This window comes from Metapseudomonas boanensis (assembly GCF_018704125.1).
GTDB classification, from domain to species: domain Bacteria; phylum Pseudomonadota; class Gammaproteobacteria; order Pseudomonadales; family Pseudomonadaceae; genus Metapseudomonas; species Metapseudomonas boanensis.
In genome coordinates this window covers 318,853-338,018 of sequence record NZ_JAGTIS010000005.1, presented here as the reverse complement: position 1 = coordinate 338,018, position 19,166 = coordinate 318,853, and the positions used below count along the sequence as shown (strand labels likewise).

18 protein-coding genes are annotated in these 19,166 nt (G+C 65.2%); 2 read left to right on the top strand and 16 right to left on the bottom strand.

Features of this window, described 5'->3' with window-relative positions; genetic code table 11:
- Nucleotides 1–163: 163 nt before the first annotated feature.
- Nucleotides 164–1,789: an NADP-dependent glyceraldehyde-3-phosphate dehydrogenase gene (locus J7302_RS12555; RefSeq protein WP_215374720.1), complete on the top strand. Its 1,626-nt coding sequence runs from the start codon at nt 164–166 to the stop codon at nt 1,787–1,789.
- Nucleotides 1,790–1,949: 160 nt separating this feature from the next.
- Complete coding sequence (locus tag J7302_RS12550) at nt 1,950–2,774, top strand: shikimate 5-dehydrogenase (protein ID WP_215374717.1); 825 nt, start codon at nt 1,950–1,952, stop codon at nt 2,772–2,774.
- Between the two features lie 13 nt (nt 2,775–2,787).
- Here the strand turns inward: J7302_RS12550 and J7302_RS26830 are convergent, their stop codons facing one another.
- The 16 genes from J7302_RS26830 to J7302_RS12470 form a co-directional block, all read right to left on the bottom strand.
- On the bottom strand, nt 2,788–3,768 hold the full coding sequence (locus J7302_RS26830) for a methyl-accepting chemotaxis protein (RefSeq protein ID WP_215374714.1): 981 nt from the start codon (nt 3,766–3,768) through the stop codon (nt 2,788–2,790).
- A gap of 46 nt (nt 3,769–3,814) precedes the next feature.
- Nucleotides 3,815–4,543, bottom strand: a complete 729-nt coding sequence (locus J7302_RS12540) for a TorF family putative porin (RefSeq protein WP_215374709.1) — start codon at nt 4,541–4,543, stop codon at nt 3,815–3,817.
- Nucleotides 4,544–4,591: 48 nt separating this feature from the next.
- Nucleotides 4,592–5,491, bottom strand: a complete 900-nt coding sequence (locus tag J7302_RS12535; protein WP_215374706.1) for a cation diffusion facilitator family transporter — start codon at nt 5,489–5,491, stop codon at nt 4,592–4,594.
- A gap of 15 nt (nt 5,492–5,506) precedes the next feature.
- Entirely contained in the window at nt 5,507–6,475 is a 969-nt protein-coding gene (locus tag J7302_RS12530; RefSeq protein WP_215374703.1) for a PDR/VanB family oxidoreductase, read from the bottom strand.
- Entirely contained in the window at nt 6,472–7,503 is a 1,032-nt protein-coding gene (locus tag J7302_RS12525) for a Rieske 2Fe-2S domain-containing protein (protein ID WP_215374699.1), read from the bottom strand. The genes J7302_RS12530 and J7302_RS12525 overlap by 4 nt, the downstream gene beginning before the upstream one ends.
- A 29-nt stretch (nt 7,504–7,532) precedes the next feature.
- Complete coding sequence (locus J7302_RS12520; RefSeq protein ID WP_215374696.1) at nt 7,533–8,348, bottom strand: SDR family NAD(P)-dependent oxidoreductase; 816 nt, start codon at nt 8,346–8,348, stop codon at nt 7,533–7,535.
- Between the two features lie 22 nt (nt 8,349–8,370).
- Nucleotides 8,371–8,787, bottom strand: a complete 417-nt coding sequence (locus tag J7302_RS12515; protein ID WP_215374692.1) for a VOC family protein — start codon at nt 8,785–8,787, stop codon at nt 8,371–8,373.
- A gap of 37 nt (nt 8,788–8,824) precedes the next feature.
- Nucleotides 8,825–9,898 carry a C45 family autoproteolytic acyltransferase/hydolase gene (locus J7302_RS12510; protein ID WP_215374688.1) on the bottom strand — a complete coding sequence of 358 codons (1,074 nt, stop codon included), beginning with the start codon at nt 9,896–9,898 and terminating at the stop codon, nt 8,825–8,827.
- Entirely contained in the window at nt 9,895–10,731 is an 837-nt protein-coding gene (locus tag J7302_RS12505; protein ID WP_215374685.1) for a polysaccharide deacetylase family protein, read from the bottom strand. The genes J7302_RS12510 and J7302_RS12505 overlap by 4 nt, the downstream gene beginning before the upstream one ends.
- A 39-nt stretch (nt 10,732–10,770) precedes the next feature.
- Nucleotides 10,771–12,186 carry an APC family permease gene (locus J7302_RS12500; RefSeq protein WP_251702026.1) on the bottom strand — a complete coding sequence of 472 codons (1,416 nt, stop codon included), beginning with the start codon at nt 12,184–12,186 and terminating at the stop codon, nt 10,771–10,773.
- A gap of 563 nt (nt 12,187–12,749) precedes the next feature.
- Nucleotides 12,750–13,217 (bottom strand): Lrp/AsnC family transcriptional regulator, encoded by a 468-nt coding sequence (locus J7302_RS12495; protein ID WP_215374678.1) that lies wholly within the window; start codon nt 13,215–13,217, stop codon nt 12,750–12,752.
- 124 nt (nt 13,218–13,341) lie between these two features.
- Nucleotides 13,342–13,818: a MarR family winged helix-turn-helix transcriptional regulator gene (locus J7302_RS12490; protein WP_215374675.1), complete on the bottom strand. Its 477-nt coding sequence runs from the start codon at nt 13,816–13,818 to the stop codon at nt 13,342–13,344.
- A 139-nt stretch (nt 13,819–13,957) separates the two neighbouring features.
- Nucleotides 13,958–14,749, bottom strand: a complete 792-nt coding sequence (locus tag J7302_RS12485; RefSeq protein ID WP_251702025.1) for an ABC transporter ATP-binding protein — start codon at nt 14,747–14,749, stop codon at nt 13,958–13,960.
- A complete protein-coding gene (locus tag J7302_RS12480) occupies nt 14,749–16,548 on the bottom strand; it encodes a branched-chain amino acid ABC transporter ATP-binding protein/permease (protein ID WP_215374671.1) in 1,800 nt (599 codons plus the stop codon). Before J7302_RS12480 ends, J7302_RS12485 begins: the two co-directional genes overlap by 1 nt.
- The gene (locus J7302_RS12475) at nt 16,545–17,582 is read right to left on the bottom strand and encodes a branched-chain amino acid ABC transporter permease (protein ID WP_215374666.1); all 1,038 of its coding nucleotides are present in this window, start codon (nt 17,580–17,582) and stop codon (nt 16,545–16,547) included. Before J7302_RS12475 ends, J7302_RS12480 begins: the two co-directional genes overlap by 4 nt.
- Nucleotides 17,583–17,650: 68 nt before the next feature.
- Entirely contained in the window at nt 17,651–18,802 is a 1,152-nt protein-coding gene (locus J7302_RS12470; protein WP_215374661.1) for an ABC transporter substrate-binding protein, read from the bottom strand.
- Between the last annotated feature and the right edge of the window lie 364 nt (nt 18,803–19,166).

Here is a 19,166-nt window from a genome sequence, read left to right as displayed (position 1 = left end):
GACTACCAGAGGCCCCCCGGATTTCATCCGGGCTACCGATCCAATCTCTTTCGATCTCATGCAAGGGATTCCGCCAAGCGGTTTGCTGAAACGATTTACCAAACGAAGAAAGCGCGCTACAAACTGAATTCTCCATCACCCGCCCGTGTCCGAGGGATGAGCAATGACTCACAACAACAATCTCGATGCCCTGTTTCCCACTGCTGCCCAAATTCCTGAGCGCTACCGCCCTGAAGCGCCGATCGAGCAGCGCGAATACCTGGTGAATGGCGAGCTGGTGCGCTGGGATGGCCCGCTGGCCACCGTGCGCAGCCCGATCTTCCTGGCCAGCGATCAGGGTGATGAGCAAGTGGTACTGGGCAGCACGCCGCTGCTCGATGCCGATGCCGCGCTGGCAGCGCTGGATGCTGCCGTCAAGGCCTATGACCACGGCCAGGGGCTCTGGCCGACTCTGCGTGTGGCCGAGCGCATCCAGCATGTGGAGAAGTTCCTGGCGTGCATGCGCGAGCAGCGTGAAGAGGTGGTCAAGCTGCTGATGTGGGAAATCGGCAAGAACCTCAAGGACTCGGAGAAAGAGTTCGACCGCACCTGCGACTACATCGTCGACACCATCGAAGCACTCAAGGAACTGGACCGACGCTCCAGCCGCTTCGAGCTGGAGCAGGGCACCCTTGGCCAGATCCGCCGCGTGCCGCTGGGCGTGGCACTGTGCATGGGCCCGTACAACTACCCGCTGAACGAAACCTTCACCACGCTCATCCCGGCGCTGATCATGGGCAACACCGTGGTGTTCAAGCCGGCCAAGTTCGGCGTGCTGCTGATCCGTCCGTTGCTGGAAGCCTTCCGCGACAGCTTTCCGGCAGGTGTGATCAACATCATCTACGGTCGTGGCCGTGAGACCGTCAGCGCGCTGATGGCCTCCGGCAAGATCGACGTGTTCGCCTTCATCGGTACCCACTCGGGCGCCAGCGACCTGAAGAAGCTGCACCCGCGCCCCCACCGTCTGCGTGCGGCCCTTGGGCTGGATGCGAAGAACCCCGGCATCGTCCTGCCCAAGGTGGACCTGGACAATGCCGTGAGCGAGGCCGTCACCGGCGCGCTGTCCTTCAACGGCCAGCGTTGCACCGCGCTGAAGATCCTGTTCGTCCACGAGGACGTGCTCGACCCCTTCCTCGACAAGTTCACGGCCAAGCTGGCCGCGCTCAAGCCCGGCATGCCTTGGGACGATGGCGTGGCGCTCACCCCGCTGCCCGAACCGGGCAAGGTAGATTTCCTCAACACTCTGCTGGAGGACGCCGTCGCCAAGGGCGCCAAGGTGGTCAACCCGGGCGGCGGCAGCCACCGGCAGAGCTTTTTCTACCCGGCGCTACTGAGCCCGGTGAGTCCGGAGATGCGCCTCTACCACGAGGAGCAATTCGGCCCGCTGATCCCGGTCGTGCCTTACCGCGAGCTGGATGAGGTGATCGACTACGTCCTGCATTCCGACTACGGCCAGCAGCTCAGCCTGTTCGGCAACGACCCGGGGCAGGTCGGCCGGTTGGTCGATGCTTTCGCCAACCAGGTGGGCCGCATCAACATCAACGCCCAGTGCCAGCGCGGGCCGGACACCTTCCCGTTCAATGGTCGCAAGAACTCCGCCGAAGGCACGCTGTCGGTACATGACGCGCTGCGCGTGTTCTCCATCCGTACCCTGGTGGCGACCAGGTTTCAGGAGGACAACAAGGCGCTGGTCAGCGAGATCATCCGCAACCGCGAATCGAACTTCCTGACCACGGATTACATTTTCTAAGGACCCGCACGGGCTTTCCCTTTCCCTGTTGGGGGGCGAGTTCATTCGCTGAGGGGCATGAAGTGCCCCCAGGGAGTCTGAAGGGCAGGACGGCGTCCTGCTTAGCGAATGAATTCGCCCCCACAGAAGGGGTGAGGCCCACCTGCCACGGAGACCTGCAATGCCCCGCTCCATCAGCCGCGACACTCGCCTGTGCATGTCGCTGTCCGGCCGCCCAGGCAACTTCGGTACTCGCTTTCAGAATTACCTCTTTGAGGCCCTGGATCTGGACTTCATCTACAAGGCCTTCACCACCACGGATCTGCCGGCCGCTATCGGCGGTATCCGCGCGCTGGGCATCCGTGGATCAGCGGTGTCAATGCCATTCAAGGAAGCCTGCATCCCGCTGCTCGATGAGCTGGATGCCTCCGCGGCTGCCATCCAGTCGGTGAATACGATCGTTGCCGACAACGGTTGGCTGAAGGGATACAACACCGACTACAGCGCGGTCGCCAGCCTGTTGCAGAGCCATGGTGTGCCCAAGGATATTCACTTCGCCCAGCGCGGCAGCGGTGGTATGGGCAAGGCCGTGGCCAGTGCCTTTCGCGACAGTGGTTTCAGGCATGGCCAGATCATCGCCCGAAACGAATCCAGCGGGTCGGCCCTGGCCCAGGGCTGCGGTTATGCCTGGCAGGCCGACCTTGGCGAGTTGCGCCCGCAGATGTTGGTGAACGTCACCCCGCTGGGCATGGAAGGCGGCCCGGAGGCGAACAGTTTGGCATTCACGGCCGAGCAGGTAGAGGCCGCCGAGTGGGTCTTCGATGTGGTGGCGCTGCCAGTGGAAACCCCGCTGATCCGCCTCGCCCGCGGACTTGGCAAACCGGTGATCACGGGTGCGGAGGTCATCGTGTTACAGGCCGTGGAGCAGTTCGTGCTCTACACCGGCGTGCGACCCGAGACCGAACTGATCGAGCGGGCCGCAGCCTTCGCACGCGCCACTCAGTAAGGGCGCAGCCGCCTCAAGGCTGGCGGCGCTGGCCGAGCATGTCCTGGATTTCCTGGGTGGCGTCGCGGGTGCGGCGGGCGAGGTTCTTGACCTCGTCCGCGACCACCGAGAAGCCTCGTCCCACTTCCCCTGCGCGTGCTGCCTCGATGGCGGCATTGAGGGCCAGCAGGTTGGTCTGGTCGGCAATGCCCTTGATCACGCCCACCACCTGGGCGATTTGCTCATAGGTCGCCTGCATCGCCGCCTTTTCGCGCAGGCGCGCGGCCTCGGCCTGTCTCTCGTCGCTGATGTCACGTACCGCACCGATCACTCGCACCAACTGGCCGTGCTCGTCGCGCAGGCAACGGGCGCGTTCGCGCACCCAGGTTTCGCCCCGCGTCTTGTGGCGCATCCGGTATTCGGCGACGTAGGACGCCTCCGGGTCGGGACTGTGGATCAGCAGGTTGAACTGCCGCATCACTACCTTGAGGTCGTCCGCGTGGGTGACCTTGTTGTAGCTGTCCCAGCCACCGGGAAGCTCCTGGCGGGTGTAGCCGATCAGCGCGCAGAACTGCTCGGACCAGTGGATCTGGCTGTCGGGGTGATCGGGGTTGCCGTGAGCGACGGCCAGGTCCCAACTGCCCTCGGTGAGGGTCTGCCTGGTCAACTCCCAGGCGTGCCGCTCCTGTTCCCAGTTGGCCAGCCGGGCTTGCTGCTCAGCCAGCAGTTGGCGGGCCTCGAACAATTGCGCCGCTAGCCGTGTTTGCTCGCTCTGGCCGTCATCCAGCTGACGCTGTAGAGCGGTGAGTTCTTCGGCGCTGCAGGGTGGGGGCTCGATGTTGTCCAGCGCAGTGCGCTGCCGCCGCCAGGCGAGTTGCAGGCGTTCCATTGCATGGCGCAGTTGCGGGTGTGGGGCGAGGCAGGTGCCGGCCTCGATGGGCTGGCCATTGAGCAGGCGGGTCACCCACTCGGTCAGGTGCGCTGCCACGCGCGCGGACTCAGGCTTGAACCACATGGTGATGACTCCTCGAGGGGGCGCCGCTAGCGGCGCACCCCTGCACTCAGAACGCTTTGCTGACCCCGGCGACCAGGGTGGACGAACACACATCGTCGAAGCCCATGTAGTTGGCGCATTCCGCGTCGGACAGGTCGGTGTCGATGTAGCTCAGCGTCCAGTTCATGCCGACGAGGGTCCTGCTCAGCTTGACCTCCCACTCGTCGTAGCTCTCGCGTGTGCTGCCACTGCTGGAGATCCACACCGGGTCCTTGTAGTCGGCCACGCCGTAGCGCAGCTCCAGGCCGACCTCGGCGGGCAGGATGGTGTTGTAGCCGACGTAGCTGTAAAGCATGTTCTGCTCGCCGGCCACGTCGTCGGAGTAGTAACTGCCCAGGCGAGCGCCGTAGGCGCTCAGCTCAGCGAAGTATTCGCTGTAGTTGAGGCCGCCTTCCTTGGGATAGGCGTAGTCGAAGTAGGCCAGGTCCAGGGCGACCTTGTCGCTCATCTGCCAGTAGTAACCAGCGTAGGTATCGATCTCCTGGCGGGTCTTGCTGTCGAAGCCGAAGTCGACGTTCGAGCTCCATATCCCGGCGTAGAGGCCGCTGCTGTGCATCAGCGTGGCCGAACCTTGCAGGGCAGGGTCGCCCTGGGTCTGCGAGATGCCGCGCGAGCGGTAGTCACTGAAGGCACCGGCTTCCAGCGCCAGGGTGAAATCGTCGTTCAGGGGAATGGCCTGGGCCAGGCTCCAGTGGGCCAGCAGGGCGCCGGCCACGGCAAGGTTGCGTGCGTACATCAAGGGTCGTTCCTTTTCTTGTTTTTCAGGGGTGGGTGAATCGCAGGTTCAAAGCCAGCGGGGGTCGCGGGTGAAGGCGATCGCCAGCCAGCGATTGGGGCCTTCGCGGCCGATGGCGGCGGCGATTTCGGCGCGCACCTGGTCCAGCTCGGCGACGCTCCAGCGGTTCATCGCCTCCGGCAGGACGATCTGGATCTCGACGAACAGGCCACGGCCGATCTGTGCCACGCAGTGGGAGAAGCGCTCGAAGCCGTAGCGCTCGCGGAACGACGCCATCAGCCCGGTGATCTCGCGGTCCAGTTCGCTGGGGGTGATACGCAGGATCTGCTTGACCGCCTTGAGCACCGTCATGGCCGGTGAGGGGATCAGCGCCAGGGCCAGCACGGCGAGAATCGCCGGGTCGATCCACGGCGTGAGAGACGCGTAGGGCGTGCCTTGCAGCAGGTAACCGAGGACGAAGGCGAGGAGCAGGGCGGCGCTGATCAGCGTCGACATCAGCCAGCTCTGGATATCCAGCTGGATCAGCTCGGAACGCAGGTTGCGGTTCATGTGCCGGATGTAGCTCAGCATCACGCCGGAGCCGACCAGCACTGCCAGCGAATAGAGGAGCGCCGTGCCGAAGGCGAGCTCGCGCCCGCCTTGCATCAGGCTGTCCAGGGACGTCAGGAAGGCATGGGCGCAGAGGATCACCAGTACGCTGCCATTGAGGGCCAGCGCCATCGGCTCGATATGCCAGTAGCCCTGCTGGAAACGGCGGCCCGGCTGCTTCACCAGCAGCTTCGAAACCGACAGCGAAAGCAGCGCCATGCCCGAGTCGATGGCGTTGAACAGGCCATCGAAGATAATCGACTGCGAGCCGGCACAGAGACCGACACCGATGGCGCTGCAGGCGATCAGGGCGGTGGCCAGGATCGATATTTTGAGGACACGCTGTTCGATCCCGGCCATGCCGAGGTTCCTCCGTTACAGGTCGAGGGTCAGGGTTGGCGTGAGGGCGCGCGAGACGCAGAGCATCATCACGTTGCCGCGCGCCCGCTCGTTCTCGCTCAGCAGCATGTCGCGGTGTTCCGGCACGCCGTCGAGCACGCGGGTCTCGCACATGCCGCAGACGCCTTGCTCGCAGGAGGAGGCGACCTCGTGACCGGCCGCCCGCAGGGCCGCCATGATTGTGCAGCCGTTCGGCACCTCCACTTCCTTGCCGCTACGCGCGAGGATCACCCGCAGTGGTTGCTCGCCCGCCTCCGTGGCAGAAGGCGTGGGTGCGGCCGGAGCGAAACGCTCCAGGTGGAGCTGCTCGGCAAGTCCCGCCACGGCAAAGCGTTCGGTCAGCGCATCAAGCAGGGCGGACGGGCCGCAGCTGTAGGTGTGCACGCCACTGGTGGCGCGCGCGGCGATGTCTTCCAGGTCGAGCAGGCCGACCTCGTCGGTCGGTAGCACCGACACACGCTCGCCACCCAGGGCCAGCAGTTCGTCGATGAAGGCCATGGATTTGCGCGAGCGGCCGCCATACAGCAGATGCCACTCGGCACCGGCGCGCTGCGCTTCCTGCGCCATGGCGAGGACTGGCGTGATGCCGATCCCCCCCGCGACGAACAGGTAGCGCTGGCCGGCTTGCATCGGGAAGGCGTTGCGCGGCCCCCGGATCATCAGCTTCTGGCCGACCCGCAGGCTGCCGTGCACTTCCCTGGAACCGCCGCGACCGTTGGCCTCCAGCAGCACTGCAATACGCAGCCGCTGGCGGTCCCGTGGATCGCTGCACAGGGAATACTGGCGGACCAGGCCGGAAGGCAGCAGCAGGTCGATGTGCGCCCCCGGCCTCCATTCCGGCAGCGGCGCGCGGTCGACGGCCTGCATTTCGAGGGACATCACGCCATCGGCTTCCAGCCGCATGCCAGTGACCTGTACCTCGAGCGGGGCAGCCAGGGCGCTCACGGGGCTACCCTCTGCTCGTCCACCAGGCGTACCGGGGCGTGCTGGCCGCGTTCGATGAACTCGCGGAACGCGCGACGGTAGTTGAGGGTGTAGAGGTCCGACGGGACCGAGTGCTCGACGAAGTTGCCGTCCCAGTCGATCTCACGCGGGGTGATGGTGGCGGCGACCGGCAAGTCTTCCAGATAGAGCAGCTCTTCGACGCGCAGGCATTCCTGGAGATCGCCACCCTTGTAGTCGCGGTCGTTGGCCACGCCCCAGAAGATCTTCACGTGGTCATAGGCCTCCGGGCAGGGGAAGCCGGCGACGATGCGCTTGCCCAGGCGCTCGTAGTCGTAGGTGATGGCGACCAGGCCCGGCGCGACGATGTGGTAGTGCATCATGCAGTCGCCGTCGTTGGCCCACTCGCCTTCGCAGGAAATCAGCGGGCGATCCATCCAGATGTCCAGGCCTTCGCGGCGAACGTTCAGCGGTTCAACAGCCGGCGGCACGTGGCCCATCATGCCGCGGTGGATATAGCTGAAGTGCGCCACATCGCCGAAGTTCTCCACTGCCACGGCCACGCCGGTGGGGGAGTCCAGCGGCTCGGCGGCCAGCCACTCGAGATTCAGCTCGCGCCATTCCGCCAGGTCGTAGAGCTCGAACATCGGCTCTTCCAGGGCAGTCCAGACGTGCCCGTAGCGTTCCTGGCAGGGGAAGGTGCGGATGGCGGCGGCATGGGGGATCTTGCACTGGTCTTCCAGCGACGGCACATGGCTGCACTTGCCGCTTTGTGCCGAAAACTGCCAGCCGTGGTACGGGCAGGCGATATTCTCGCCATGCACTTCACCCAGGGACAGGTTGGCGCCACGGTGCGGGCAGCGGGCTTCCTGCACCACGGCCTGGCCCGAGGCGGTGCGGTAGACCACCAGCTTCTCACCGAGCAGGGTGGCAGACTGTGGCTTTTCGAGATCCACCGAGCGGGCAACCGGGAACCATTGGCGGCGCATGGCCTGTTCAGCGCGCTGGCGTTGGGTCACTTCAGTAGTCATGGGATTTCCTCACAGGTTGTTCTTGTTGTTCAGATGCCGACTACCAGGGCGCCGCCGTTGACGGGCAGGGCCTGGCCGGTGATGAAGGCCGCTTCGTCCGAGGCCAGGAAGGCCACGGCAGCGGCGATCTCCTCGGGGTGGACCAGTCGGCCCAGCGGGATGGCGGCCTTTTCGGCCTCGATGTACTGATCGGGCACCATGCGCGTGAGGATGGCGCCGGGGGTGATGGCGTTGACCAGGATGCCCTCGCCGACGAACTCCTTGGCCAGGGTCTTCATCAGGCCCAGCTGGCCGGCCTTGGAGACCATGTAGCCGTAGGAGTGGCCGTCCGGAACCTGGCCCCACTGCGAGTTGATGAAGATCACGCGCGGTGCGCGGCTCTTGCGCAGATACGGCAGGGACGCGCGGGTGAGGTACAGCGGGGCGTGGATGTTGATCGCCAGCAGGCGGTCGAAATTGGCGTCGTCGGTCTCCTCCAGGCCTGTCATGGAATAGATCAGGCCGGCGTTGTGCACCAGGATGTCGAGGCCGCCCAGTTGCTGCGCGACATTGGCGACCAGGCGTTCGGCCAGGCCGCGGTCGGTGATGTCGGCGGCGACGGCGATGGCCTTGCCGCCGGCTTCGACGATCTCCGCCGCAGTGGCCGTTGCGACGTCTTCATCGATATCGACGATGGCCACGGCGGCACCGCGAGCAGCCAGCAAGCGGGCATGGGCACGGCCAGCGCCGCGACCGGCTCCGGTGATCAGCGCGATGCGGCCTGCCAGCTTGTGAGCGTCCGGTGAAAGGGCGAGAACCGCCTCGGGCGCCTGGCGAGCCAGGGCCCCTTGAGATGTAGCAGTCATGGGAATTCTCCGCGTGCGGGGGTCAGACGGTCTTGTGTGGCTCGGTGACGTAGAACATGTTGCCGTCCGGGTCGAACATCGGGCGGTAGCGGTAATGGGTGCCGTTCGGGTGCTGCCACTCGATGGGCTCGGCGGTCACCCACTCGACCTTGCCATCGAGGTAGGCGATGGCTTCGTCCAGGTTCTCCACCTCGAAGGCGAAGGAGTCGAAGCCTGGCTTGTCTTCCAGGTTCACCGCGGTGCGGCGCTCCACCGGGGCGGTGTTGGTGGTGTGGAAGATGTAGAGGGTGACGTTGCCCATCTCGATGGCAGCCCAGCGCTCCTCGGCCACGTAGGGCAGGAAGAAGCCGAGGCCGAGGGTGCCGTGGTAGAAGTCCACCAGGCGCTGCACGTCATTGGTGAGGATGTCCATGTTGTCGAGGCGTTTGAGCTTGAGCATGGGAGGGCTCCTTTTTTGTTCTCTGGATAAAAAGTGTTCAGTGGTGGGCCAGCCACTGCGGGTGACCGCAGGGGCCGCCGGACAGCGCGGTCAGGGTGCCGCTGGCGACGTCGATGACGATGCTCGCCAGGGTGGCGTACTGGCCGGCGCGCGGCTGGCCCGGGTCCGGGTGGCAGCACAGGGCGCCGATGCTGCCCAGGTGGCTGTTCATCGCCGCCAGCACGTGCCGCGGGGTGAGGCCCTGGCGATTGGCCAGGCGGCGCACCAGCAGGTCGTAGCGCACCAGGGTGTCCGGGTAGGCGCGGGGTTCGGTATCGCCTTCGCGGGCCGGGGTGGAGAGGAAGTGGTTGGTGTGCACCAGCAGCCCGTCGCGGTCGGGGAACACCAGGCCCGGGCCGCCCGGGTGCAGTTCCACCGAGACGGCGGCGCTGGAGTTGTCCACTGCGGCGATCAGGGTCAGCGAGCTGGAGGCGGACACCGCCGCCGAACCCAGCAGTTGCAGGGCCTGGTTGATGTCACTGCGGGTATCCAGCATCCAGCGCGAGAGCACATGCACCGGCACGCCGATATCGCGGCCGTCACGCTCGTGGTGGAGGATGTTGAAGTGCACCCCGAGGCCGCGGGTGTTGACGCCGGCTTTGCCGAGGATGCCGAACTCGGTGACGGTGGTGGTCAGGCTGCCGTCGGCATGGGGGATTTCCCATACCAGCCATTGATCGGCGAACTCCGCGTACCAGTCCCAGGTCTGCACGGCCACCGGCTTGCCGCTGAAGGGCTCGAGGCGGACCACGGTGGAGCACTCGCCGCGCAGTTGCGCGCCGAGGTAGGCGAGGATTTCGGTGCGCGCGTTGATGGCGCCCAGGTACTCAGCCTTGATGCCGGCGCCTTCGGCCATGCCGAGCAGTTCCTGGTACAGCGGCTGAGCGAACGCCTCGATCTGCGCAAGGGCGTTGGCGCCCAGGGCGCAAAGGTCGAAGGGGCGGGACGCGACGCGCTCGAACAAGGCGTGATAGTTCTCGACGCTGGCGAGGATTTTCTCCGCGTGCTGCTGGCCGAACTCGCGACCGCGAGCAGCAGGTTCGGTCTGGGTGGATCGAAATACGTAGGTCATTTCGGTTGCTCCAGTTGCGGGGCCACCTGCCGGGCGACCTCATCCAGACGGGCGAACCAGACATCGCCATCGCTCACCAGACGCTCGACGAAACGCTCCAGCTGTTCGAAGCGCGCGGCGCGGCCGATCACTTCCGGGTGCATGGTAAAGCTGGTGTGGCGACCGTCGCGGCGGGCGGATTCGTACTCGGCCAGCCAGGTGTCAGCCAGGGTGCGCGGGTGGGTGAAGTTGCCGCCGTTGTCGATGCCCCAGCCAAACATCGGCCAGTCATCCAGCGACCAGTGGACCGGCAGCTCGAGGATCGAGGCACCGTTCCAGGTTTCGTAATACGGACGGTCGTCACCCATGCAGCTGGAGTCGTAGGTGAAGCCGTTGGCCAGCACCAGCTCGAAGGTTTCCGGCGTCAACTCCCAGGACGAGGAGCGGTAGCCGGCCGGCTTGGGCGCGCCGGCCCGGGCCAGGGATTCCAGCCCCTGCTGCATTTCCTCGACCTGCTCAGCGGTGGAAATGCGGTCACTGCGCAGGTGCATGTGGCCGTGATGGCCGATTTCATGGCCATCCTTCAGCAGCATTTCCACCAGGTGCGGATGTTCTTGCGCTGTGTGGCCGGGCACGAAGAAAGTGGCCGGGATCTTGTGACGACGCAGCAGCTCGAGGATGCGCGGCACACCGCGCACTACACCGAAGCGCCCCTCGGAGAGGCTGGTCAGGCGGCGCATGAAGGTCGGGCTTTCGCCGAGGACGCCGGCTTCGGCGTCCACGTCAAAGGTCAGCGATACGGCGACTGGGCTCTTCTTCGGCCACTGCAACCGGGCCTTGTTATCAGTGCTCATCAGGGCGGTTCCTGTTCGAGGGGTTGGACACTGGATGGATCAATGCGATGGCGTGGGCGCCGGGTGGGCGCGGTCCTGCAGGCGGCGCAGGCGGTACAGCACCTGGGAGATGGCCAGCACTGCGACAGCGATGCCGACTTCCTTGAGGCTGCCGTAGCCGGTGATTGAAGCGCTGGTGGTGCCGACGATGAGGATCAGCGCATCGAACACGGCCAGTGCGGCGGCGATCCCGACCCAACCACCGGGCAGGCGGATCGGCCGCTTGGCTTCCGGGCGGTCCTTGCGCAGGACCACGAAGCCGGCCACCGCCAGCAGGTGGGCGAGGACGTAGCCGACGTTGCCGGCGACGATCACGGCCAGGGCGTTACCGACGAACAGCACCAGGGCGATGTTGATCAGCAGCTGCACGGTGACGGCGCGGGCCGGGACGCCTGACTTGCTCAGGGTGCCGAACTGGCGAACGGTCAGGCCGTCGAGCGAGCTCTGGTACAGCGCGCGGCCAGCGTCGGCGGTGCCCATGACCGACAGCACGAGGATGCCGGCGATCAACACCAGGGTGATTAGTGTGGCGCCGCCGCCGAGCAGGGCTTGCGCGCCGGCCTGCAGGAAGCCGTAGGGGTGATCGGCCAGGGCCTGTTCACCGAGCAGGCCAGCCAGGCCCAGCGGGGTGAGGGTGAACACCAGCAGCAGGATCAGCGCGGAGATGCGCAGGGCTTTGCGGGTATCGCGCACGGTGTCGCGGAACTCCGGAATGAAGGAGGCGGCGGCTTCAACGGCGTAGGCCGACCAGGCCATCACGAACAGCCAGGCGAGCACGGTGCGCACGCCGTTGGCGTCGCCAGTGATGCGCCAGCTGAAGCTGTCGGTGCTCCAGCCAGGAGCCATGAAGCTGCCGCCGAAGATCAGCACCGGAATCATCAGCAGCACGCCGGCTGCGGTGATGATCACCATGGTGAAGCGCAGGTGGACCATGGAGAGCGCCCAGGAGAACAGCGCGACGCCCAGCGCGATCAGCTTGGGCAGGTCCAATTGCAGCAGGCCCAGGTCCAGGCTGTAGCTGGCGTTGGGCCAGAACTGCTCGGTGAGAATCTGCGCCACCGCCAGGCCCCAGATGGCCGGTGCGGTCGCCCAGGCGAACCAGTAGGCGTAAGTCGCGAGCGGGCCGAGGCAGGGGATGCGCTGGCTCCAGGCTTCGTTGGCATAGAGAGCGATGCCGCCGGACTTCTCGCTGAACATGGCGCCCATTTCCGAGTAGACCCAGTTGTGCAGCACGGCTACGGCGGCGATGACCGCCCAGAGCACGATGGCGGCCCAGGCACCGATGGCGCCGATGGAGTAACCGAGGCCGACGAACAGGGCTGCGGGCAGGCTCAGGGTGATGGCTACCCCGTCCCACCAACGGATGGATTTTTCGAGTACTGCGGACGGCTCGGAGCCGGAACTGGCCTGTTGCATGTGCATCGCCCTCATCTTGTGCTGTGTTTTGTTGGAAGGTTGCGATGAGTGAATGCTAGGTCGTTTTATTGCGCATGTATACGTTTGTATTGATTGAAAATACGCATCGCGCAATAGATGATTGATTGATATGCGCTTTGCGTTTTTTTGGCACAGCTGATGCATCAGCGTGGAACCCGGCCTGGAAGGCCCGTTCTCAACGCCTCGATGGCAGGTCAGGGGAGGGAAGGGGATCGACTATGCGCGAAGAATTTAGCGGGGTTGATTTGAAATGCGCTGAATTATGAAATTTTGAATACGCAATGCGCAGGCGAGCGGTGGGGAAATCGGGGGGGATTTATGGAGTGGAGTGCTGACCTGTGGGGGCGAATTCATCTGCCAAGCAGTTCGCAGGGCTGCCTTCGGCGCAGTGCCCAGCTCAGCATCCCTCCCCCGGTCCATACACCAGGGAGGAGAGGGGTGACTCGCGCCGGAAAGCGAGTTCAGGCCTGCGCGGACAATTCCCCTCTCCAATTCAGGGAGAGGGGCTGGGGGCGAGGGGGAGTTTCAGCTGGCTTCGCGAATCACTCGTCGGTCTGTACCGGCGGGATGGTGAAGCGAATCTTGTGCACCTTCACCTCCTGCATCATCCGCACGTCGCGCACGCCGGGCAGGCTGCGAACTTTCTGCTGCAGGTCCCAGAGGGTCTCGTCATCGCGGCAGAGTACCTGCGCACAGACATCCGCCGAGCCCAGGGTGGTAGAGAGGTAGCTGACTTCCGGCCAGCGGCCCAGGGTATCAACCAGGCGGTCGTGATCCTGTGGAGTGACCTCGATGAAGAACAGGGCCAGCTTGGCCTGTCCGAGTTTCGAGGGGTTGGTGAAGGCGAGGATCTGCAGGATGCCCTGGTCCTGAAGGCGCTTCACCCGGGTGCGCACTGTCGCTTCCGGCACGGAGAGGTTTCGGGCGACTTCGCGAAAGGCCCGGCGACCGTCTTCTTGCAGTTCACGAACGATTTCGTAGTCGAGGGCGTCGAGTGTCGAGATTGGCATCGGTCCAGTGCTTCCATGGCTGGGCCGGAACGGGGCAGCGACCGGCCGGCAGAAGGCCGAAAGGCTAGCAGCCGCTGGCGGTCGTGGGCAAGGGAAGGTCGGGCGCCTGGCGTAGTCTGCCCGGTCAGTCTTCGGGCAGGTTCTCGAAGATCTTTTCCAGCGTGGCGTTGAGCTTGGCGATCTGGGCTCCGGTGAGGTCCCTGAAGCTATTGGTGAAGATATGCGCAGTGTTGACCTGGATTTCTTCCACCATGTGCAGGCCTTTCTCGGTGATCGATACCTGGGTCACCCGACCATCATTCGCACACGGCTTGGTGTCCACCAAACCATCTTCTTTCATGCGGTAGACGATCTTGGTGACGGTGGAGAGCTTGGCGATGGCGTGTTCGGAGATTTCCGAGATGCTCGATTCACCGTTCTCCTTGAGAATGAACAGGATGCGCCAGCGCGGGATGTCCAGGTCGATCTTCTTCAGCGACTTTTCCATGGCCATGTTGTAGCGGCCGTAGACGCGGGCGATCCAGTAGAAGGGGAATTCTTCTTTCTTGAAGTCGTCACTGGCGGGGTTGTAACGGTTGAGGCGCTTCTTCGGGGTGCTCATGCGAAAGGGGGCATAGGTTCCTGCTGACAGGGGGAGAGTTATAGGGGGTTGCGTCGAGCCTGTCGACAGCCAAGTGGCCTCGACTTGGCCTTGGTCGGTCCCTGCGGGTGGCCCGGCCTCGCGGCCGGGCCGGGAGCGATCAGCCGGCAAGCATTTCCTGGTGTTTGCTGGCCAGGCCCAGGTAGGCCTCGATCACCCGAGGGTCGTCCGCCAGTTGGGCGGCGGGGCCCTGCATGGCGATTTGCCCGGTTTCCAGCACATAGGCATAGTCCGCTACGCGCAGGGCCGCGCGGGCGTTCTGCTCCACCAGCAGGATCGACACACCGTGCTGGCGAAGGGTGGTGATGATGCGGAAGATTTCGCGGGTGATCAGCGGCGCCAGGCCGAGGCTCGGTTCATCCAGCATCAGCAGCTTGGGCTTGGCCATCAGCGCGCGGCCCACGGCGAGCATCTGCCGCTCGCCGCCGGAGAGGGTGGCGGCAAGCTGGTCGCGGCGCTCCCACAAACGCGGGAACAGTTCGTACACCTCGGCCTGGGTGGCGGCGTAGTCGCGCTTGCCGCTGCGGTGGCGCTGGAAGGCGCCGAGCAGCAGGTTGTCGGCGACGCTCATGCTGCCGAACAGCTCGCGTTTTTCCGGTACCAGGCCGAGCCCGCGAGAGACCATCACCTCGACTTCCGGAACGGCCTCCAGGCTGCCGTCGAAGGCCACCCGGCCGCGCGAGCCGAGCACGCCCATGATGGCCGAGAGCAGGGTAGTCTTGCCGGCACCATTGGGGCCGATCACGGTGACGATCTGCCCTTGGCCCACCCGCAGGTTGGCGTTGGACAAGGCCTCGACCTTGCCGTAGGTGACACAGAGGTCGCTGACCTCAAGCACGGCGTTGCTCACTGTGTTGCCGGTCTGTGCCGGGGATTGCACCTGCATGTTCATCACTCAGTCACTCCGAGATAGGCTTCCAGCACCGCCGGGTCTTTCTGCACTTCTTCTGGCAGGCCGTGGGCGATGCGCTGGCCGAACTCCATCACCACTACGCGATCCACCAGTCCCATGACGAAGTCCATGTCGTGCTCCACCAGGAGGATGGCCATGCCCTCGCTGCGCAGGCGACTGAGGAGCAGCCCGAGCGCTTCTTTCTCCTTGTGGCGCAGGCCGGCGGCCGGCTCGTCGAGCAACAGCAGGCAAGGGTTGGCGCAGAGCGCGCGGGCGATCTCGAGGATGCGCTGCTGGCCGAGGGCCAGGCTGCCGGCCTCCGTGTTCAGGTAGTCGCCGAGCCCGACGCGCTCCAGCTGGCGCCGGGCCTCATTGAGCAGTTCGGCCTCTTCCTGGCGGTCCAGGCGCAGGGCAGCGGACAGTACGCCCTTGTGGCCGCGCAGGTGGGCGCCGATGGCGACGTTCTCCAGCACGCTCATCTCCGGCAACAGCTTCACATGCTGGAAGGTGCGGCTCATGCCCATGCGGGCAATGCTGCGCGAGGGCAGGCCGTTGATGCGTTGGCCGCGGAACAGCACGTCGCCGCTGGTGGGGTTGTCCACGCCGGAGAGCTGGTTGAACAGGGTGCTCTTGCCAGCGCCGTTGGGGCCGATCAGGGCGAGGATTTCGCCTGCGCGTACTTCCAGGTTCATTGCGTTGTTGGCCACCAAACCGCCGAAGCGCTTGGTCACGTCGCGGGCTTCGAGCAAGGTCTCGCCATGCGCGGGCTGCTCGCGGCAGGGCAACTGCGCGGCATCGGCGAACTGGGCTATCGCCTTGCGCGGCTTCCAGTTGGCCGGCGCCAGGCGCGTCAGGACCGGCCAGAGGCCGCCGGGGCTGCGCTGCATGAGCAGGATGATGATCAGGCCGAAGACGATCGTCTCGTAGTTGCCGACGCTGCCCAGCAGTTGCGGCAACAGGTCCTGCAGCCATTGCTTGAGCAGGGTGAGGATGCCGGTGCCGAGCAGGGCGCCCCAGACGCTGCCGACCCCACCGATCAGGGCCATGAACAGGTACTCGATACCCATGTGCAGTCCGAACGGCGTCGGGTTCACGAAGCGCTGGGTATGGGCATAGAGCCAGCCGGAGAGGGCGGCGAATAGCGCGGAGATGACGAAGATCACCAGCTTGGCGCGGAAGGTGTTCACGCCCATGGACTCGGCCATCAGCTGGCCGCCCTTGAGCGCGCGGATCGCTCGGCCCTCGCGCGAATCCAGCAGGTTCTGGGTGAGCAGCATGGCAAGCAGCAGTACGGCCCAGATCAGGTAGTAGATCTTCTCGCCCTTATCCAGCTGCCAACCCAGCAGCGAAATCGACGGCAGGCCGCTGACCCCGGTATGCCCGCCGAGGGATTCGACGGTGCCGAACAGGTAGTAGAGCGACAGGCCCCAGGCGATGGTGCCGAGCGGCAGGTAGTGGCCCGAGAGTTTCAGCGTCAGCGCGCCAAGCAGCAGGGCGACGGCGCCGGTCAGCGCAAGGCCTACCAGCAAGGTCAGCCAGGGCGAGCCGCCGGCCCAGGCGAGCCAGGTGGGCAGCTCCTGCACCGTGGTGAGGAAGGCGCTGGTGTAGGCGCCGAGGCCGACGAAGGCGGCCTGGCCGAAGCTGGTCATGCCGCCGACGCCAGTCAGCAGAACCAGGCCCAGCACCACCAGGGTATAGAGGCCGATGTAGTTGAGCAGGGTGACGTAGAAGGGCGGCAGCAGCAGCGGGGCGACGCCCAGCGCGGCCACCAGGGCGAGGATCAGGTAGCGCGGTTTCATTCATCATCCTCCACGTGACGGCTGGTGAGGGAGCGCCAGAGCAGGACGGGGATGATCAGGGTGAAGACGATGATCTCCTTGTAGGTGCTGGCCCAGAACATCGAGAAGGCTTCGATCAGCCCAACGCCGAGGGCGCCGACTGCCGCTGCGGGGTAGCTGACCAGGCCGCCGATGATGGCACCGACGAAGCCCTTGAGGCTGATGACGAAGCCGGAGTCGAAATACAGCGTGGTGATCGGTGCGATGAGGATGCCCGACAGCGCACCGATGGAGGTGGCGAGGCCGAAGGTAGCCTTGCCCGCCAGGGTCGGTGAGATGCCCATCAGGCGCGCGCCCATGCGGTTCACGGCTGTGGCGCGTAGCGCCTTGCCGTAGAGGCTGCGTTCGAAGAACTGGAACAGGCCGATGATCAGCGCCAGCGACACGGCGATCACCCACAGCGTCTGGCTGTTGAAGGTCACCGGGCCCAGGGTCAGGCCTGCCTCCGAGAAGGGGGCGGTGCGCGCGCCTTCCGGACCGAACAGCAGCAGGGCGATGCCGACCATGGCGACATGCACGGCGATGGAAACGATCAGCAGCACCAGCGAACTGGCCGAGGCGATCGGCTGGAACACCAGGCGATACAACTGCGGCCCGAGCGGCACCACCAGTGCCAGGGTCAGCAGGGCCTGGACGGCCATGGGCAACTCGGCCAGGGGCAGGGTACGGACTAGTGCGACCAGCGCAAGGGCGTAGCCGAGCTTCAGCGCAATGCGCCTGGGGAAACGGAAGGCGTGGTTGGCGCGCGTCGCGTCGACTAGATCCAGGGCGCAGTCCAGCAGGGTCAGGCCGAGCAGGAGCCAGATCAGCGCCGTGGGCTGGCCGGCCTGCAGGCTGGCCATGGTCAGTGCGCCGAAGGTGACGAATTCGCCCTGGGGGATCAGCAGGATCCGCGTGACGGTGAAGACCAGCAGGAGCGACAGGGCCAGCAGGGCATAGATCGCCCCGTTGGTGATGCCGTCCTGGCCGAGCAGCATGGCTATCTGGAAATTCATGGTGGGAACTCTTTATTGCGAGGTGAAAAGCACGCGGCGCCGGACCGTGGCCAGGCGCGGCGCGACCATCAGTTGCTGCCGAGCAGGGTCCAGGTGCCGTTCTTCACCTGGATCAGCTCGCGACCGCGCTCGTCGAAGCCGCTGTGGTCTTCGGCGGTCATGTTGTAGACGCCCTGGGTGGCGGCGATTTCATGGCTTTGCTCCAGGGCATCGCGCAGGGCTGCACGGAATTCCGGGGTTCCCGGTGCGGCCTGCTCGGCAGCGACAGGGATGGCGCGTTGCAGCAACAGGCCGGCATCGAAGGTGTTGGCGCCGAAGGTGGCGGGCTTGCTGCCGTTGAGCTTTTCGTAGGCGGCGATGTAGTCCGCGGCGACCTGCTTGGACGGGTGGCTGTCAGGGACCTGGTCGATCACCAGCATCAGACTGGCAGCGAGGATAGTGCCTTCGACCTTCTTGCCGCCGAGCTTGAGGAAGTCCGGGAGCGCGGCGCCGTGGGTCTGGTACATCTGGCCGCGGTAGCCCTGGTCGAACAGGGTGGTCTGCGGCATCACCGCGGCGCTGCCGGGGGCGGCTACCAGCACCGCGTCAGGCCCTGCAGCGAGCACTTTCAGACTCTGCCCGGTCACGGAGGTGTCCTGGCGCTGGAAGCGTTCGCTGGCGACGATCTCGATGCCGTGCTCCACGGCCATCGCGCCCATCACCTTGGCCCAGTTCTCGCCGTATGGGTCGGCGGTTCCGATGAAGCCGAGGGTCTTCACGCCCTTGGCGACCATATTGCCGACCAGTGCCTTGGCGATCAGGTCGTCGTTCTGGGTGGTCTTGAATACCCACTTCTTCTGCTCGTTCATCGGCAGCACCACGGATGCGGTGCCTACCGGCGCCAGCAGCGGCACGCCTGCCTCGGCGGCGAACTGGATCACGCCCATGGCATTGGGTGAGCCGCTCGGGCCGATGATGGCGTCGACGTTTTCCTCGCTGATCAGCTTCTTCAGCGCCTTGACGGTAGCAGTGGGGTCGCTGCCGTCATCGAGGGCGATGTAGGTCACCTTCTGATTGCCCGCCTGGGTGGGCAGCAGCGGCGTCGAGTTTTTCTGTGGCAACCCGACCAGGGCGAGCGGCCCGGAGGAGGAGGTGATGACGCCGACTTTCACGTCTGCCTGGGCGAAGGTGGCGCAGGCGGCGCTGAGGAGCAGGGTGGACAAGGCTTTTTTGAGGGGCATGACGGTCTCCGAGGAGTAGCAGGGCATTCAAGTGGCAGGGTCCCGCAGGGCGCCTGGCCCTGATGCTCGGAGCCGGCGCAGTGGATTGCCGCTTTGTTGTTGTTCTGGTGCCGGTCCGCTGGCCGGTCGGCGAGGAGCGAAAGTGCAGGTTGCATGCCAGGAACCTGCTCGAACGATCTGGGCATCCGGCAATTCAGGTCTTGTTGCCTAGACGATTTCCGCTCCATTTCCTCCTCCGTGACCCGGTTCGGAGTGGCCTGCCGAACGCTTGCAAGAAACGACCTCGAACCCTGTTCATGTCTCGCTCTGAGGGATGTGGGGACAAGGCGGAAAAAGTCGTTTTTCCTGTCCAGTAAACCAGATT

Coding starts and splice junctions, on each gene's coding strand:
- J7302_RS26830 (WP_215374714.1), bottom strand. CDS start 3,768: ATGTGGTTCAAGCCTGAGTCCGCGCGCGTGGCAGCGCACCTGACCGAG.
- J7302_RS12490 (WP_215374675.1), bottom strand. CDS start 13,818: ATGAGCACCCCGAAGAAGCGCCTCAACCGTTACAACCCCGCCAGTGAC.
- J7302_RS12485 (WP_251702025.1), bottom strand. CDS start 14,749: ATGAACATGCAGGTGCAATCCCCGGCACAGACCGGCAACACAGTGAGC.
- J7302_RS12535 (WP_215374706.1), bottom strand. CDS start 5,491: ATGGCCGGGATCGAACAGCGTGTCCTCAAAATATCGATCCTGGCCACC.
- J7302_RS12500 (WP_251702026.1), bottom strand. CDS start 12,186: ATGCAACAGGCCAGTTCCGGCTCCGAGCCGTCCGCAGTACTCGAAAAA.
- J7302_RS12520 (WP_215374696.1), bottom strand. CDS start 8,348: ATGACTGCTACATCTCAAGGGGCCCTGGCTCGCCAGGCGCCCGAGGCG.
- J7302_RS12525 (WP_215374699.1), bottom strand. CDS start 7,503: ATGACTACTGAAGTGACCCAACGCCAGCGCGCTGAACAGGCCATGCGC.
- J7302_RS12515 (WP_215374692.1), bottom strand. CDS start 8,787: ATGCTCAAGCTCAAACGCCTCGACAACATGGACATCCTCACCAATGAC.
- J7302_RS12470 (WP_215374661.1), bottom strand. CDS start 18,802: ATGCCCCTCAAAAAAGCCTTGTCCACCCTGCTCCTCAGCGCCGCCTGC.
- J7302_RS12475 (WP_215374666.1), bottom strand. CDS start 17,582: ATGAATTTCCAGATAGCCATGCTGCTCGGCCAGGACGGCATCACCAAC.
- J7302_RS12550 (WP_215374717.1), top strand. CDS start 1,950: ATGCCCCGCTCCATCAGCCGCGACACTCGCCTGTGCATGTCGCTGTCC.
- J7302_RS12540 (WP_215374709.1), bottom strand. CDS start 4,543: ATGTACGCACGCAACCTTGCCGTGGCCGGCGCCCTGCTGGCCCACTGG.
- J7302_RS12495 (WP_215374678.1), bottom strand. CDS start 13,217: ATGCCAATCTCGACACTCGACGCCCTCGACTACGAAATCGTTCGTGAA.
- J7302_RS12480 (WP_215374671.1), bottom strand. CDS start 16,548: ATGAAACCGCGCTACCTGATCCTCGCCCTGGTGGCCGCGCTGGGCGTC.
- J7302_RS12510 (WP_215374688.1), bottom strand. CDS start 9,898: ATGACCTACGTATTTCGATCCACCCAGACCGAACCTGCTGCTCGCGGT.
- J7302_RS12555 (WP_215374720.1), top strand. CDS start 164: ATGACTCACAACAACAATCTCGATGCCCTGTTTCCCACTGCTGCCCAA.
- J7302_RS12505 (WP_215374685.1), bottom strand. CDS start 10,731: ATGAGCACTGATAACAAGGCCCGGTTGCAGTGGCCGAAGAAGAGCCCA.